Annotated in this window: 15 protein-coding genes, 1 tRNA gene, 2 rRNA genes, 1 other RNA gene and 1 other annotated feature; of the genes, 4 read left to right on the top strand and 15 right to left on the bottom strand. The window is 39.8% G+C overall.

Features of this window, described 5'->3' with window-relative positions:
* The 8 genes from PZE06_RS23595 to tadA form a co-directional block, all read right to left on the bottom strand.
* Positions 1-125 (bottom strand): 16S ribosomal RNA (locus tag PZE06_RS23595); the annotation flags it as partial.
* A 282-nt stretch (positions 126-407) separates the two neighbouring features.
* On the bottom strand, positions 408-671 hold the full coding sequence (locus PZE06_RS23590; RefSeq protein WP_150917485.1) for a pro-sigmaK processing inhibitor BofA family protein: 264 nt from the start codon (positions 669-671) through the stop codon (positions 408-410).
* 79 nt (positions 672-750) lie between these two features.
* Positions 751-969 carry a YaaL family protein gene (locus PZE06_RS23585; protein WP_150917482.1) on the bottom strand — a complete coding sequence of 73 codons (219 nt, stop codon included), beginning with the start codon at positions 967-969 and terminating at the stop codon, positions 751-753.
* A 54-nt stretch (positions 970-1,023) separates the two neighbouring features.
* Entirely contained in the window at positions 1,024-1,620 is a 597-nt protein-coding gene (recR, locus tag PZE06_RS23580) for a recombination mediator RecR (RefSeq protein WP_095314830.1), read from the bottom strand.
* Between the two features lie 11 nt (positions 1,621-1,631).
* The gene (locus PZE06_RS23575) at positions 1,632-1,952 is read right to left on the bottom strand and encodes a YbaB/EbfC family nucleoid-associated protein (protein ID WP_150917479.1); all 321 of its coding nucleotides are present in this window, start codon (positions 1,950-1,952) and stop codon (positions 1,632-1,634) included.
* A 15-nt stretch (positions 1,953-1,967) separates the two neighbouring features.
* Positions 1,968-3,671, bottom strand: a complete 1,704-nt coding sequence (gene dnaX, locus PZE06_RS23570) for a DNA polymerase III subunit gamma/tau (protein WP_150917475.1) — start codon at positions 3,669-3,671, stop codon at positions 1,968-1,970.
* Positions 3,672-3,885: 214 nt separating this feature from the next.
* An RNA gene (ffs, locus tag PZE06_RS23565) (signal recognition particle sRNA large type) lies at positions 3,886-4,150 on the bottom strand.
* Positions 4,151-4,215: 65 nt separating this feature from the next.
* A complete protein-coding gene (gene tadA, locus PZE06_RS23560; RefSeq protein WP_150917472.1) occupies positions 4,216-4,701 on the bottom strand; it encodes a tRNA adenosine(34) deaminase TadA in 486 nt (161 codons plus the stop codon).
* Between the two features lie 123 nt (positions 4,702-4,824).
* Here tadA and PZE06_RS23555 point away from each other — a divergent pair, with 123 nt between their 5' ends.
* The 3 genes from PZE06_RS23555 to PZE06_RS23545 all read left to right on the top strand — a co-directional run bounded on the left by PZE06_RS23555 (position 4,825) and on the right by PZE06_RS23545 (position 7,734).
* On the top strand, positions 4,825-6,108 hold the full coding sequence (locus tag PZE06_RS23555; protein WP_150917469.1) for a glycosyl hydrolase family 18 protein: 1,284 nt from the start codon (positions 4,825-4,827) through the stop codon (positions 6,106-6,108).
* A gap of 334 nt (positions 6,109-6,442) precedes the next feature.
* A complete protein-coding gene (locus PZE06_RS23550) occupies positions 6,443-7,084 on the top strand; it encodes a deoxynucleoside kinase (protein WP_150917466.1) in 642 nt (213 codons plus the stop codon).
* Positions 7,081-7,734, top strand: a complete 654-nt coding sequence (locus tag PZE06_RS23545; protein ID WP_150917463.1) for a deoxynucleoside kinase — start codon at positions 7,081-7,083, stop codon at positions 7,732-7,734. Before PZE06_RS23550 ends, PZE06_RS23545 begins: the two co-directional genes overlap by 4 nt.
* A gap of 259 nt (positions 7,735-7,993) precedes the next feature.
* On the opposite strand, the gene PZE06_RS23540 is transcribed toward PZE06_RS23545, so the two are convergent.
* The 6 genes from PZE06_RS23540 to guaB all read right to left on the bottom strand — a co-directional run bounded on the left by PZE06_RS23540 (position 7,994) and on the right by guaB (position 14,527).
* Positions 7,994-8,086: transfer RNA gene (locus tag PZE06_RS23540), tRNA-Ser, on the bottom strand.
* Between the two features lie 226 nt (positions 8,087-8,312).
* Complete coding sequence (gene serS / locus PZE06_RS23535) at positions 8,313-9,587, bottom strand: serine--tRNA ligase (RefSeq protein WP_095314837.1); 1,275 nt, start codon at positions 9,585-9,587, stop codon at positions 8,313-8,315.
* A gap of 54 nt (positions 9,588-9,641) precedes the next feature.
* Positions 9,642-9,866 (bottom strand) — a binding site (T-box leader).
* Positions 9,867-9,920: 54 nt separating this feature from the next.
* Positions 9,921-10,499: a pyridoxal 5'-phosphate synthase glutaminase subunit PdxT gene (pdxT, locus tag PZE06_RS23530; protein ID WP_150917460.1), complete on the bottom strand. Its 579-nt coding sequence runs from the start codon at positions 10,497-10,499 to the stop codon at positions 9,921-9,923.
* A gap of 3 nt (positions 10,500-10,502) precedes the next feature.
* On the bottom strand, positions 10,503-11,393 hold the full coding sequence (gene pdxS, locus PZE06_RS23525) for a pyridoxal 5'-phosphate synthase lyase subunit PdxS (RefSeq protein WP_170943675.1): 891 nt from the start codon (positions 11,391-11,393) through the stop codon (positions 10,503-10,505).
* A 136-nt stretch (positions 11,394-11,529) separates the two neighbouring features.
* Positions 11,530-12,897: a D-alanyl-D-alanine carboxypeptidase family protein gene (locus PZE06_RS29905; RefSeq protein ID WP_150917457.1), complete on the bottom strand. Its 1,368-nt coding sequence runs from the start codon at positions 12,895-12,897 to the stop codon at positions 11,530-11,532.
* A gap of 163 nt (positions 12,898-13,060) precedes the next feature.
* A complete protein-coding gene (gene guaB, locus PZE06_RS23515) occupies positions 13,061-14,527 on the bottom strand; it encodes an IMP dehydrogenase (protein ID WP_150917454.1) in 1,467 nt (488 codons plus the stop codon).
* A gap of 167 nt (positions 14,528-14,694) precedes the next feature.
* Between guaB and PZE06_RS23510 the strand changes: the two genes are divergently transcribed.
* Positions 14,695-15,657: a YaaC family protein gene (locus tag PZE06_RS23510; protein WP_150917451.1), complete on the top strand. Its 963-nt coding sequence runs from the start codon at positions 14,695-14,697 to the stop codon at positions 15,655-15,657.
* A gap of 1,079 nt (positions 15,658-16,736) precedes the next feature.
* Here PZE06_RS23510 and rrf read toward each other — a convergent pair.
* A 5S ribosomal RNA gene (rrf, locus tag PZE06_RS23505) occupies positions 16,737-16,853 on the bottom strand.
* Positions 16,854-16,902: the final 49 nt, after the last annotated feature.

Raw genomic sequence — 16,902 nt, 5'->3', positions numbered from 1 at the left:
GCCCACGTGTTACTCACCCGTCCGCCGCTAATCATCGGGAGCAAGCTCCCTCCGATCCGCTCGACTTGCATGTATTAGGCACGCCGCCAGCGTTCGTCCTGAGCCAGGATCAAACTCTCCAAAAAAAAGAGTAAGATTAGCTCTTATGTTTATAATAAACGTTGGCTAGCTTCGGCTCTCATAAGAGTGCCTCCACTATAATTTGTTGACGTATGATTTGTTTAGTTTTCAAAGTGCAATTTTGAAATAATCTTAAAGAAGAAAATTTCTCTTTATCGCCCGTAAGCGACTTTATTAATATATCATTCTCACAAGTGAATGTCAACATTTTTTTTAAAGTAGTTAACTTGTTATCTTGTGACGACTTTTAATATACTACCACCATTCAAAATACAAGTCAACACTTTTTATAATATCCATGTATCGATAGCTACTAAAGCAAATAAACCAGGGATTCCAAGAAATCCAGAAACAGCCGATGTCGCTAAATTAATGGGAATATGAATCCCAAATTGATTTCCTAAAATATTTAAGAAAAAAAGCAATAATGCTCCTATTAATAACTTCACAATCCCTTGTCCGATCCATCGAAATGGCTTTAGCGGTGTACCCACTAACAGAAATATAATGATTAACCCTGCTAAAAGAGTGATTACTACAACTGGTTCCAAAAAAATCCTCCTCCCATGACATCACCTATACTTAAAATATGTACAAGTTCTTGAAAAAATGACATGGGGAGAGAGGAATTTATTTTCGAATATTTATTTTTCTCGATTTGGCTTCCTTAATTAAATAAAAATATTTCGCCTCTGCCAGCTTGGCAGAGCATAAAATATCCTCAGAAGGATCAAAACTTTTTTCTACCAATGACTTTTGGTTCGTCCAATCTGCTCTTACATCACCAAGCTGTTCTAATAGTTTTTCATCAAATTCTTTGCGCAGCCAGCCTTTTCGTCGGAAAAACATGGTGATACCCCCACTTAATCTTTTACCGTACTAGATCTACATTCCTGCAGACATCTATACTTCTCTTCTACCTTCAAGTGCTTTTGATAAGGTGACTTCATCTGCATATTCTAAATCGCCACCTACAGGTAAACCATGTGCAATTCGAGTGATTTTTATTCCAGACGGCTTTAAAAGTCTTGATATATACATGGCTGTTGCCTCCCCCTCTATATTAGGGTTGGTAGCAAGAATGATCTCTTCAACCGTTTCATCTTGAAGCCTCTTTAATAAATCAGGAATATTGATATCCTCTGGACCAATTCCATCCATTGGTGAAATAGCTCCATGCAACACATGATAAAGGCCACCAAATTCCTTCATCTTTTCCATTGCGATAACATCCTTCGGATCTTGAACGACGCAAATAACAGAGCGATCACGTCTTTCATCTGTGCATATATAACAAGGATCTTGATCAGTGATATGTCCACAAACAGAACAATAACTTAAATTTCTTTTTGCGTTCACTAACGCTTTAGCAAAATCAAGAACAACGTCTTCTTTCATACTTAACACAAAAAATGCCAGACGAGCGGCTGTCTTTGGGCCGATACCTGGCAATTTCATAAAGCTATCAATCAGCTTAGATATTGGTTCAGGATAGTGCATATTTTTCCCTCCTAGAACATTCCTGGAAGGTTCATTCCTTTAGTGAATTGTCCCATTGTTTGATTTGTTAATTCATCGGCCTTTTTCAAAGCATCATTTGTTGCCGCTAATACTAGATCTTGCAGCATTTCGATATCTTCTGGATCGACTACCTCTTCATTAATTTTCACTTCAAGAACTTCCTTATGTCCGGAAACAATAACCGTTACCATTCCGCCTCCAGCTGTTCCTTCAATTTGCTTTTCTCCTAATTCTTCTTGAGCCTGCGCCATTTTCTTTTGCATTTTTTGCATTTGTTTCATCATATTTTGCATATTACCCATTCCACGCATATTGTTCATCCTCCATTAATCTTTTATTTCAATAAGAGTATCTCCAAATAGTTTAACTGCTTCTGACACAATTGGGTCATCCCCTGATGATGGTTCCCCATCTAATTGTTCTGAGTCATCTTCATCCTTATGTCCCTTCAAAAACTCCGCCCGTAATTGTAGCCACTGTTCTTCCGGAACTCCGACAATTTGCAACTTTTTTCCAATTAACTCTTCAAAAAGCTTTGTTAACACTTGTAAAAAATTCGCATTTTCCATTGCCATTTGGCAATGAATTTCATATTTAAATTTAATAATAAAAGCACTGGTGGAAGCCGCCACAGGCTCCGCCTCATTTAACAATGCTGCCTGAGACCTCATTTGCTTTTGTGCAAGGCGTCCCAGCATTTCACCCCAGCGACCTTTAACAAGATTCAAGTCGGACTTTGTTGCCTCTTTCAAAATTTCATTAATTCTTCCGACTGGGGCTTGAAAACCTTTGCGAGCCACACGTTGTGGTTTTGACTTAGATGTTGCCGGTGACTCATCACTAACTTGTACACCCTTTTCTTTCAACTCCTCAAGCTCTGATTCGAGCTGTTCAACCTTTGCAATGAGACTATCAACCTCAGCAGTTGTTCCAGAACGAACTGGTTTTTCCAACTGGCATAACTTCACAATCGCCACTTCTAAAAAAATACGCGGGTGGTTCGTCCATCGCATTTCCTGTTGAGTTTTATTGAGAATATCAATAATTTCATAAATTTCATCTTGTTCATACATTTTCGTTAACTCTTGAAATTGTTCATCAAGCATTGCTCGTTCCATTGATTCTTCCAATGTCGGAGCCGCTTTATATAAAAGCATATCTCGATAGAACAAGATAAAATCCTCAACAAACCTTGAAGGGTCTTTCCCTTGGAATAGTAACTCTTCTAACGCAGACAGACCTTCAGCAACATTCTTATTCTTTATAGCGTATGCTAAGCGATTAAGAAAGTTTTGTGAAACAGCACCAGTAACGGTTAACGCATCTTCCAAAGTGACCTTATCCTGACTAAAGGATATCGCCTGATCTAACAAGCTTAAGGCATCACGCATACCACCTTCAGCAGCTCTTGCAACTACTTGCAACGCTTTATCCTCCACCTCAACACCCGTTTCATCGACGATCAACTTCATTCGATTAACAATCGCCGCCGCTGAAATTCTTTTGAAATCGAAACGTTGACATCGAGACAAAATCGTTAGTGGAATTTTATGAGGCTCGGTTGTAGCTAATATAAAAATAACATGCCGTGGAGGCTCTTCAAGCGTTTTTAATAACGCATTAAAAGCACCAATGGAAAGCATATGAACCTCATCAATAATGTAGACCTTATATTTAACAGAGCTTGGTGCATACTTCACTTTGTCACGAATATCTCGTATTTCATCGACACCATTATTTGACGCTGCATCAATTTCAATGACATCCGAAATGGAACCATCTGTTATTCCTCTACAAGCCGGGCACTCATTACATGGTTCTTGAATTGGCGCTCTCTCACAATTGACTGCTTTAGCCAATATTTTCGCCGCACTTGTTTTTCCTGTTCCTCTCGGTCCAGAAAATAAATAAGCATGTGAAATTTTTTCCTGAAGCAGGGCGTTTTGTAGCGTTTTTGTCACATGCTCCTGCCCGACAACATCAAAAAACTGCTGCGGACGCCAAACACGGTATAAAGCTTGATAACTCATAGATACGCCCCCTTCATTTAACATATGTACATTGCTTTTTCAGCAAACCAAAAATAGTCTCCCTCATTATACCTTAATTTTTTTCTAATGAAAAATAATCCCGTCAATCAAAACTATCTATTTTTAAAAGGTAGAGCATATTCTTAAAAAAACAGGATCATAACAAAAAAACTCATCCCAAATTAGGATGAGTTTTTTAAATACTTATGTAAAACCGTGCACCTTTCGTTGACTGACGTCCATAAGCGTTACTTAGGCAGTTAGCTCAGCTCAGGCAACCCTGCGGCACATGGGAGTGTCCACTTAATGCTGCTTCCTTCCGGACCTGACATGGTTCATGGATTCCCATTGCGCAGGACCCGAGCTTCAACACCACTTACCTAAGGCAGACCCTACAGAGCATCAGCCTCGGAAAGGAATTCAGTCTCGCTAGAGCGGATTGCGAGTACAGGGCACCGCTACCTCCCCACCTAGCACGGCATAAACAAGTATACTAGGAATTATGCTGAAAATCAATCTTTACAAGCTGTAAATTACTGTAAATCTATTTTTTCTGTTTTTCCTTTCTTTTTTCTACGCGCAATTTCCGAAAAAATTCAGTCAGAAGCTGACCACATTCTTCCTCTAGAACGCCTGAGAGAACCTCACTTTGGTGATTGAATCTTTGATCTTGGAGAAGATTCATAAACGTACCAGCACATCCTCCTTTTGGATCATTTGCGCCGTATACTACCTTCGCAATTCGAGAAAGCATACTGGCACCAGCACACATCGGACAAGGTTCAAGTGTAACATATAAAGTCGCCTCTTCTAATCTCCAGGTTCCCAGCTTTTTACATGCCGTGTCAATAGCAAGTATCTCTGCATGAGCAATAGAAGACTGTTTCGACTCTCTTAGATTATGAGCTCTTGCTATTATTTCATCCTTATAAACGATTACTGCACCAATGGGAACTTCCCCCAACAATTCCGCTTTTTTTGCTTCTTTAATAGCCTCTCTCATAAACTTTTCATGACTCAAATATTCCATTTTTGACTCCTTCTTTACAACACTGTTACCTTAGTTTATCCAATAAGTATGTCCAATTGTCAATTCCCACTTCCTTCTTGCATAGGATGAATGTAGCCTAAATCTGGGCAAGGAGGAGAAAAAATGCAAATTCATGTTGTTCAACAAAATCAATCATTATTTGGTATCGCACAAGCCTATGGCACAACAGTCGAAGAATTAATCGAGGCAAATGAGATTCCAAACGCCAGTCGTCTTGTGGTGGGACAGACTTTGGTTATTCCTATTGTAGGGAGATTTTATTGGGTCCAACCAGGAGATAGCTTATGGACAATCGCCAATCGATTTAACCTTTCTCATCAAGAGCTCGCAGCCATTAATGGAATCTCTGCTGATCAACAACTTCCTGTAGGAACGAGATTGTATATACCACCATTGCCAAAAAAAGCTGCAGAGTTTAATGCTTATGTTGAGCCAAGAGGTACTTCTGTCGCACCCAACTTAGTGGAAAGCGCTAGGGATGCAGCCCCATATTTAACATACTTAGCCCCGTTCAGCTTTCAAGCTCAACGAGACGGCACATTAAAAGAACCACTTCTCAATGATTTTCCAGCAATTGCAAATGCTAACAACGTCATTTTAATGATGGTCATCACCAATCAAGAAAACGACCAATTTAGCGATGAATTGGGACGAATCTTATTAAATGACATGGATATTCAAAATGCTTTTTTAGATAATATTGTCGCCACTGCCCAAAAATATGGTTTCAGAGACATTCATTTCGATTTAGAATACCTGCGCCCTGCCGATCGGGAAGCTTATAATCAATTTTTAAGAAAAGCGAAAGCTCGATTTGCAGAGCAGGGCTGGCTCCTTTCAACTGCCCTAGCTCCAAAAACGAGTGCAGAGCAAGAGGGAGCTTGGTACGAAGCTCATGATTACCGTGCCCATGGAGAGATTGTCGATTTTGTTGTTATCATGACCTATGAATGGGGCTATAGTGGCGGTCCAGCAATGGCGGTTTCACCAATTGGACCCGTACGTGATGTTATTGAATATGCCCTAACGGAAATGCCAGCATCAAAGATTATGATGGGGCAAAATTTGTATGGATATGATTGGACGCTTCCATTTGTCCAAGGCTCTATCGCCCGAGCCGTGAGTCCACAACAAGCAATAGAACTTGCAGCAGAGCACAATGTTCCGATTCAATATGATCCTGAAGCACAAGCACCATTTTTCCAATATGTTGATGAAGAGGGGAGACAACATGAGGTCTGGTTTGAAGATGCACGTTCCATTCAAGCGAAATTCAATATGATAAAAGAACTTAATTTACGCGGAATGAGTTATTGGAAGCTCGGCCTCTCCTTTCCACAAAATTGGCTTTTAATTGTTGAAAATTTCGATGTCGTCAAACGCTAACATAAAGAGCAAAAATGTAAAGGTCGCACACTCAGGACAAAGAGCCTTTCCTTTCTGCTCATCACCTGCAAATCCTTTTCAAAAAAGCTATCCTCTTCAATGATGACATTGCTGGGAAGGTGATTAAGCTTTGACAGCATATGCTAAATATAGGTTACATGAATAAAGCAATAAAAAACAGGCAGCGCTCTTACGTGCTGTTTGTTTTTTCATTTTCATGGATTGCCATCAGAATAGATAATTTTACTAAAGAATTTCTCGCACAACATTTTCAATTACATGGTACTATTATGGAGGTATAAAATTTGTCGAATTAATTAAAGGAGTTAAGTGAATGGACGGAGTACCTTTTATTACAGTGGAAGGACCTATTGGGGTTGGGAAAACTTCCCTTGCAAAAGCAATTTCTGAGCATTATCAATATAGACTCCTTCTCGAGATTGTCGATGAAAATCCTTTTTTAGAAAGGTTTTATGAAAATCTTGAAGAATGGAGTTTCCAAACAGAGATGTTTTTCCTTTGTAATCGTTATAAACAGCTTGGCGATATAAAGGAGCATTTTTTAAATAAACAAATACCTGTTGTTGCAGATTATCATGTTTATAAAAATATAATTTTTGCCCAACGCACACTAAAGCCTCATGACTATACAAAATATTTGGCCATATACAATATTTTAACAGCGGACATGCCTAAACCAAACATCATGATTTACTTACAAGCAAGTTTAGAAACACTTTTAGCAAGAATTAATCATCGAGGCCGCTCTCAGGAAAAAAATATCAGCCCCGATTATTTACAGCAATTATCTTTAGATTATGAAAAGGCAATGCTCGACTTTGAAAAAGAAAATCCTACCACGCCCATTCTCCGCTTAAATGGTGACAATATGGATTTCGTCAACAATAAACAGGATCTGGACAATATTTTTGAGCAATTAAATTCATTACTTTCACATAAGGAGACATCTTCATGAATCTTCGCGAAAAATACGGAATAAATAAGAATGCCGTCATTACAATTGCAGGAACAGTCGGAGTAGGGAAATCAACTATGACAACTGCTTTAGCAGAAGCTTTGCAATTTAAAACTTCCCTAGAACGGGTGAACGACAATCCGTACTTAGATAAATTTTATAAGGACTTTAAGCGCTGGAGCTTTCATTTGCAAATTTATTTCCTTGCAGAGCGCTTCAAAGAACAAAAAAGGATGTTTGAATATGGGGGCGGATTTATCCAAGATCGTTCCATCTATGAGGACACTGGAATCTTCGCTAAAATGCATTTTGACAAGGGAACCATGTCAAAAGTGGATTATGAGACATACACAAGCCTCTTTGAAGCAATGGTTATGACGCCTTACTTCCCACATCCGGATTTATTAATTTACTTAGAAGGATCATTGGAGGATATCCTTGAACGCATCAAGTTAAGAGGGCGAGAAATGGAGCAGGAAACACCTATTGATTACTGGCAAGAAATGCATTCCCGCTATGAAGAATGGATCAATCACTTTAACGCATGTCCCATTCTTCGTCTAAATATAAAGGATTACGACCTACAACAGGAAAACGCATCAATCGAACCGATCCTTGAGCAAATTGCAAATAAATTAAATAGCAAATAAACAAGCACCTTTGCACTAAAAACATTTTACTATGAAGCTTATAAACACCAGAATTTTCTCGCTAAAAGAGAGTTGCTGAGATTGAACTTAAAAACATCAGTTTCTTGCATTAGAGGAAACCTATACAATTTCATCTAAAACGAAGGTTTCCATCACATCAACAATACTTTCTGAACAAAGGCAAACAATAAAAAATCCGCTACAAACGTAGCGGATTTTATAATCTCCAATAATATGCGCATTTAAATCTATATCAATATGGCGGAGGAAGAGGGATTCGAACCCCCGCGCGGTTTAACCCGCCTGTCGGTTTTCAAGACCGATCCCTTCAGCCAGACTTGGGTATTCCTCCGTATCGACAAGTGATACTATATCATTTTTAAAAGAGAGTTGTCAACACTTTCTCTTGATTAGTTTTTAAGACTATTTCTAGTATGCCACAGCAGGAAAAGTTTAATCAGAGAGAGAACCTACTCCAACTAAAAATGCATAAGAATTAAAAATAGAAAAAAGAGAATGAGAAGGAACTCTCATTCTCTTTTTGAAACTCGTCATGTCTAACCTCTTTTATGCTAACTTTACTTAATTACCTCTCTATTTCCCATATACGGACGTAACACTTCAGGGATCACAACACTGCCATCAGCTTGCTGATAATTTTCAAGAATTGCCGCTACCGTTCTACCAATCGCAAGACCAGAACCATTTAAAGTATGAACATGCTCTGGTTTACCCTTCGGTTCTCTGCGGAAGCGAATATTCGCTCTTCTTGCTTGGAACCCTTCAAAATTACTACAAGAAGAAATTTCACGGTATGTCTCATAGCTCGGAATCCACACTTCAATATCATATTTCTTTGCAGCAGTGAATCCTAAGTCTCCTGTACACATGCTCATAACACGATAAGGAAGCCCAAGCAATTGCAAAACTTTTTCTGCATTACCTGTTAATTTTTCAAGCTCTTCATAAGACTCCTCTGGCTTCACGAATTTTACAAGCTCAACTTTATTGAACTGATGCTGACGAATTAATCCCCTTGTATCTCGTCCAGCAGAGCCAGCCTCAGAGCGGAAACATGCGCTAAATGCTGCATAATTAATAGGTAGAGTGTCCCCATCTAGGATTTCATCACGATGAAGATTTGTCACAGGCACTTCAGCCGTTGGTATTAAGAAATAATCCTCACTCCCGATTAAGAAAGCATCTTCTTCAAATTTTGGCAATTGACCTGTGCCCGTCATACTTGTTCGATTGACCATATACGGAGGTAATACTTCTTCATATCCATGCTCTTCCGTGTGCAAATCCAGCATGAAATTAAACAATGCACGTTCAAGACGAGCTCCCAAACCTTTGTAAAAAACAAAGCGGCTCCCTGTCACCTTACTTGCTCTTTCAAAGTCTAAAATGCCTAGTGCATCAGCTATTTCCCAGTGGGGTTTAGGCTCAAAATCAAACTGCCTAACTTCTCCCCACGTACGATGAAGCACGTTGTCATCCTCTGTTTCACCGATCGGAACGCTCTCATGTGGAATATTAGGGATACTTAATAATAAATTCTCAAGTGTTTCCTCAACATTGCGTAACTCTTCATCAAGAACTTTAATTTTATCGCCTACTTCACGCATTTCAGCGATTAATTGGTCCGCATCCTTTTTCTCACGCTTTAGAGCGGCGACTTGTTGAGATACTTCATTACGTTTGCTTTTTAACTGTTCAGCCTCAACAATTAAATCCCGTCGCTTTTTGTCTAGATCCTCGAATTTCCCCAAATCTGTTAAATCTTCGCCGCGATGTTGAAGCTTTTCTTTTACCTCTTCAAAGTTGGCACGCAAATATTTCAAATCCAACATTCTAAACACCTCTTCATAAATCATATTTTTGCAAACAAAAAACTCCCGTCCCAAAAAAGGGACGAGAGTTACCCGCGTTGCCACCCTAGTTGAAAGCAAAAAAGACTTTCCACCTTAAATCAATAACGGTTTAACCCGGAAGTATTTACTACACTCTCAAAGGAGCATTCCATACTTCACTCAAGGATGGATTCACAAGCTCCATTCACTGATTTGCACCGACCATCAGCTCTCTTTTAGAACGGATTTCCTGTTACTATTTCCTCTCATTGCTTTTATTATAGGGAATTTTGTAATTTAATGTACTATAATTATTCTTCAATTGCAACCTTTTTATACAATTGTTTCCTTTATCATCTCGATAAAATAAGCCGTGATCCGATAATCATCTGTTAATTCTGGATGAAATGAACAGCCTAGTAAATTTCCATCACGAGCCATCACAATGCGCTCATGATGCTTGGCCAATATCTCCACATTTTCACCAGCATTGACGATATGAGGAGCTCGAATAAAAACAGCGTTGTAATTCTCTGCTATACCTGAGATAGTTAAATTCGCCTCAAAACTTTCCCTCTGCCGTCCAAAAGAATTTCTTTCCACTGTCACATCCATAACACCAATATGGGGTTCATCATGACCAACAACATTTCTCGCCAATAAAATAAGACCAGCGCATGTCCCAAACATCGGCTTGCCAGCTTGGGCGAATTTTTTCAACTCGTCCATAAAATCATACTTATCGATCAATCGCCTAATCGCTGTACTTTCCCCACCTGGCATAACAAGCCCTTCTACATTTGCCAACTGCTCTTTTTTCTTGATCACTACCGCTTCAGCCCCACACGCCTCGATAGCTTGAACATGCTCCCTAACTGCGCCTTGCAGTGCCAGTACTCCTACTTTTATCATCTTTTACCAACCGCGTTCTTGCATGCGAGCTTCAGGGGCTAATGTAGAAATTTCGATCCCTTTCATCGGTGTTCCTAACTCTTTTGAAAGCTCTGCAATTAATTTATAGTCTTGATAATGAGTCGTAGCTTCTACAATTGCTCTAGCAAATTTCGCAGGATTGTCCGATTTAAAAATTCCAGAACCTACGAATACACCATCAGCACCTAGCTCCATCATTAATGCCGCATCAGCAGGAGTTGCAACCCCCCCTGCTGCAAAATTAACGACCGGAAGGCGGCCAAGTTCTTTAATTTCTAATAGAAGCTCATACGGCGCTCCTAGAAGCTTAGCCTCTGTCATCACTTCATCAGCATTCATATTCACAAGCTTACGCACCTGTGCATTGACCTTGCGCATATGTCGAACCGCCTCAACGATGTTGCCAGTTCCAGGTTCCCCCTTTGTACGCAACATCGAAGCACCTTCTCCAATACGGCGGGCGGCCTCACCTAAATCTCTACATCCACAAACAAACGGCACTGTATAATCACGCTTATTTAAATGGTATTCCTCATCAGCAGGCGTCAATACTTCACTCTCGTCTATGTAATCTACACCCATTGCCTCAAGTACTCTAGCTTCAACAATATGTCCAATCCTTGCCTTCGCCATAACAGGGATCGTTACAGCATTCATAACCTCTTCTACAATACGAGGATCTGCCATACGTGCCACTCCGCCTGCAGCTCGAATATCCGATGGGACTCTTTCCAATGCCATTACTGCAACAGCACCAGCTTCTTCTGCTATTTTTGCTTGTTCTGCATTTACAACATCCATAATAACGCCGCCTTTTTGCATTTCGGCCATACCACGTTTAACGCGCTCTGTTCCTGTTTTCACGTAAGTCATCCCCCTTATATTGGTTATTGCTAAATTAAAAATAAAACATCTACTAAATCCATCGGAATTAGCATCCTTCCCTAATGAAAATAAACAACAAAAAAGGTTTCCTGTCAAGACAAGAAACCTTTTTTAAAATCCCTTATTAAAACCAACCCTTAACTGTGGAGGAAACACTGCTCCATAAATCACCGAAGAATCCACCAATTCCACGCATCATAAGGACGAACCAGTTTGCTTTCTCAACATCCTCAGCTGCAACTAAATCAACTGTCATACTCCTCTGTCCCTCAGAGCTTAAATAAACAGTCTCTTCATCTTTAAATTGAACCGTTACTGTTCCAAGCTTATCTCCTTTTTTAATAGGAGCTGTTAAACTGCCGTCTTCATTTAGCTTCTCTTTATCAAGCTCGACCAGAGTCTCAAAGTTTTCTTGCTCAGAAGCTGGTACAACACTATTAATCGCATCTGCTGTATGAACCTTTACTTGATCCTCTTTTCCTTTGGCAACAGGAACCGTTTCCGTTCCCTTAATCACATATTCAGCAGGAACTAATTCTTCTTTACTAAAATTATTGAAGGCATAATCTAATAGTTTTTTTGTCTCCACAAAACGATCAGTTGTTGATTTCGTTCCCATTACAACCGTAATATATCTTACACCATCTCTACTGGCAGTACCCGTAAAACAAAAACCTGCAAAGCTTGTAGACCCTGTTTTCAATCCATCTAAACCTTCATAGGTGAACTGTTGAAAGTTTGGATATTTATCTGCAACATCACGATAACCCTCTAACATCCAGTTCCAGTTTTTCATTTCAAATTTATCATCTGTACCCTGTGCAAACATTTTTTCAGGGATGCTAGACGTTTCTAAAACTTCCGGGAAATCCTTTATAATATGATAGGCTAATTTTGCTACCGCTCTTGCCGACATCACGTTTTCTTCATCTGCACCACCAACAACATCTGGGAAATGCTTTGCTACATCACGATTATTTAGCCCTGTTGAATTGACAAATTTAAAATCACCAAGACCTAACTCTTCAGCCTTTTCATTCATTAATTTCACAAAATTAGCTTCTGTACCAGCTACAATTTCAGCAATGGCTATCGTTGCAGCATTTGCTGACTCAATTGCCATAGCAGAATAAAGATCTTCTACTGTATATGTCCCCTCAACACGTAAAAAAACGTTACTTAAATTGCTATCATGAGACATTTTAGCAAGCTCTGGAGAGACGGTAAAAGTTTGATCCCATTTTACTTTCCCTTCCTTTACAGCTTCTAAAAGGAGGTACTCGGTCATCATTTTTGTCATGCTGGCAATTCCTAATACGGCTTCTGAATTTTTTTCATAAAGTATTTTACCTGTATCCGCATCGATTAAAATTACCGCATTCGCATTGATATCTATATTTTCAGCAGCCGCTGCCGGTTTTTGTATAAAACCAATTAGTAATACAAATGTTAATAGACATACGAAACTTTTTTGTATGAAGCTTTTTTTCACTGTGAGCCCTCCAAGTCTTATTATACACCCTTGTTATTTTAACATAGTTCGGTATACAAGCATAGATAGAGTATTTTCCTATTTTTCTATGAGACTGGAAATTTTCCTTATAATTTCGCAAAAAAACTGACCAGCGGCATACGCAGCAGGTCAGTTTTTCATTTTATGAAATAGAGTAGTTTGGTGCTTCTTTCGTAATTTGTACGTCATGTGGGTGGCTTTCTCTTAGCCCTGCACCCGTCATACGAATAAATTGCGCATTCTCTCTTAATTCTTCTAAGTCCTTTGTCCCGCAATAACCCATTCCTGAACGAATTCCACCGATTAACTGATATATTGTATCCGTTAAAGGCCCTTTATATGGAAGTCTTCCTTCAATACCTTCTGGGACAAACTTTTTATTATCCTCTTGGAAATAACGATCCTTTGAACCCTTTTCCATTGCGGCAACTGAGCCCATTCCACGATAGACTTTGAATCGACGTCCTTGGAATATTTCCGTTTCTCCCGGACTTTCAGATACACCGGCAAGTAAGCTTCCTAACATAACAGCATGTCCACCTGCTGCCAATGCTTTAACAATATCACCAGAGTATTTAATTCCACCATCAGCGATAATCGTTTTTCCATACTTTCTAGCTTCTGTTGCACAATCATAGACCGCGGTAATTTGCGGAACACCAACACCTGCTACTACACGAGTCGTACAAATAGACCCTGGCCCTATTCCTACTTTCACAATATCAGCACCTGCTTCAATCAACTCTCTCGTCGCTTCAGCCGTTGCCACATTCCCTGCGATAATCGCTACGCTTGGAAAAGCATCTCTTACTTGTTTAACTGTTTCAATAACTCCTTTAGAATGTCCATGCGCCGTATCAATAACAATGACATCAACCTGAGCCTTAACAAGTGCTTCTACACGGCGCATTGTATCCTTCGTCACACCAACTGCAGCACCTGCTAATAATCTCCCCGTCTCATCTTTTGCTGAGTTCGGGAATTCAATCACTTTCTCAATGTCTTTAATTGTAATTAATCCTTTTAAAATTCCGTTCTCATCAACTAAAGGTAATTTTTCAATTTTATACTTTTGTAAAATGCTCTCAGCTTCGTCCAATGTGGTTCCAACTGGGGCGGTGACAAGATTTTCCTTTGTCATCACATCTGAAATCTTGATCGAATAATCTTGAATAAAACGGAGGTCACGGTTTGTGAGGATACCAACAAGTTTTTGCTCATCTTCATTATTAACGATCGGCACACCTGAAATACGATATTTACCCATCAGATGTTCAGCATCAAACACTTGATGTTCAGGTGTTAAGAAAAACGGATTCGTAATAACTCCACTTTCCGAACGTTTTACCTTGAGTACTTGATCCGCTTGCTGCTCGATTGACATATTCTTATGAATAATCCCTAATCCACCTTGTCTAGCCATAGCAATCGCCATTTCTGCTTCAGTGACCGTATCCATCCCTGCACTTATAATCGGGATATTCAACTTGACCTTATCCGTAAGCTTCACTTGCAACTGAACATCTTTTGGTAATACCTCTGATTTTGCCGGTACTAAAAGTACATCATCAAAGGTTAATCCCTCTTTAACAAATTTATTTTCCCACATCTTTTTGGCCTCCTAGACTCGAAAATATTATTAGTAGGTTATCAATTGGTTAAAATACTGTCAAGGATAAGATGATATGTTAGAGTTTTCTAATAATTCACCTACAACAATATTGGTTTTATTTTCTAATTTTAATTGATTATACAACGTTTCTTTCGGAGGTTAACATGTTGTCCACTTCTCATTGGTCTTCATTTTCACTATTTTTTTCAGCAAGCTACACACAGCAATATTTAAAAAATATTTATGAGCAAAATAAAATAGAAAACGCTGAGCAAAAAGCGTACGAAAATTGTTATCCCTTCATTTATTATCTCGAACATGGAAAAGTATATTACGAACAAGGGAAACACTCCCCATTAATCATTCAACCGATCCTGCTTTTTTATGGACTTGTCCATCTTATAAAAGCATGTATCCTTACAGTCGATCCAAATTATCCAGAAACTACCTCTGTCCTTGCTCATGGTGTTTCTGCCAGAAAGCGCAAAAAACAGCATTTTCATTTTTTCCAGGACGAAGTTAAATTTCAAAAAACAGGCCTGTTTCCTTTCTTAGCGAATAAATTGTTTCACATGGAACATTTGGAAGGGGATAAAATATCAATGGGTAACCTTTTTAAACAAGTACCTGAATTAAATTCATTACTATTGTTCCTCGATGGGGTTCCATCATTTACCAATATCTATCATGAAGAAAATGAGTTTTTTATTCCAAAAAAAGTATTGGACTTCTTTCATATGACAGAGAATCGCTTTCTCGATTTCTTTTCCGAAAAAGCAGTGGAGGAATATCATTTTAAGCGCTTAGAGCATGAATTTATTGTCTTTGAAAAAGACAATAAAAGGGGGAGCTTCAATTATATCCCTTTAAAATACAATTTAGCAGATCAAACTTATGCTCTTCCACTAACCAAAGATATCGGCTTCATATTTCACGAACTACTGGTGCATTATTTGCTCCTTTACAATTTAAGTATGATTGCCCGCTATGAAACTGAATGGTGGAGCGAGCTTGTGAAAACAATGCCTAACAAAGACTTCCCTCTAATCGAAACATTTCTGCAAGTTTCCATCGAAAAAGGTCCTTTTCTCGTTTACGAATACCTTACGAAGGCAGGACACCGATAAAAACTCAGCTATCAGAGTTGTCCTAGAGCTCTGATGTGCTCGTGCAGAGGTTACATTACATTGGAATAAGTATGATTGTGTGTGTTTTTCGTTGGATCGCACCGATTTAAGGCGTAATTGCGCGCATTTCAATGCTTATAGCACATCTCATTTTTATCCAACTTGAGATCAAAAAAGAGTACCCTCGCGAATATCGCCCGGCAACGTCCTACTCTCACAAGGGCTCGTCCCCTAACTACCATCGGCGCCGAAGCTTCACTTCCGTGTTCGGTGTCGGCTGTCTATTACCTTCGGATCTCTTCGTCAGCTTCGTTCCTTCCGTCCTTGTGTACATCGTACACTCCGGGCTTCCCTCTCTCGCTTCCTCGACCTCCTCGGTTCTAGCCACCCTCCGGTTTCTGCTTTGATTTTACTGGCGTTTTATTTCTTGTCCTTACGGACATTCAGATCAAAAAAAGAGTACCCATTCTATTGGATACTCTTTTTACTTTGCCCGGCAACGTCCTACTCTCACAAGGGCTCGTCCCCTCACTACCATCGGCGCCGAAGCTTCACTTCCGTGTTCGGTGTCGGCTGTCTAGCACCTTCGGATCTCTTCGTCAGCTTCGTTCCTTCCGTCCTCGTGTACATCGTACACTCCGGGCTTCCCTCTCTCGCTTCCTCGACCTCCTCGGTTCTAGCCACCCTCCGGTTTCTGCTTTAATTTTACTAGCGTTTTATTTCTTGTCCTTTCGGACATTCAGATCAAAAAAAGAGTACCCTTGCGGATACTCTTTTTACTTCGCCCGGCAGCGTCCTACTCTCACAAGGGCTCGTCCCCTAACTACCATCGGCGCCGAAGCTTCACTTCCGTGTTCGGTGTCGGCTGTCTAGCACCTTCGGATCTCTTCGTCAGCTTCGTTCTTTCCGTCCTCGTGTACATCGTACACTCCGGGCTTCTCTCTCTCGCTTCCTTGACCTCCTCGGTTCTAGCCACCCTCCGGTTTCTGCTTTGATTTTACTGGCGTTTTATTTCTTGTCCTTTCGGACATTCAGATCAAAAAAAGAGTACCCATTCTATTGGATACTCTTTTTACTTTGCCCGGCAACGTCCTACTCTCACAAGGGGACAGCCCCTAACTACCATCGGCGCTGAGAAGCTTAACTTCCGTGTTCGGTATGGGAACGGGTGTGACCTTCTCGCTATCGCCACCGGACTATTGGGTTAAAGGTGATGAAACTTAGTTGCTTACGCAAAAAGCTTTG

Origin of the sequence: Robertmurraya sp. DFI.2.37 (assembly GCF_029211245.1) — a bacterium.
Classification (GTDB): Bacteria; Bacillota; Bacilli; order Bacillales; family Cytobacillaceae; genus Robertmurraya; species Robertmurraya methanolica_A.
Note: the sequence above shows the minus strand (reverse complement) of the source record. Positions and strands in the feature narration are given on the sequence as shown.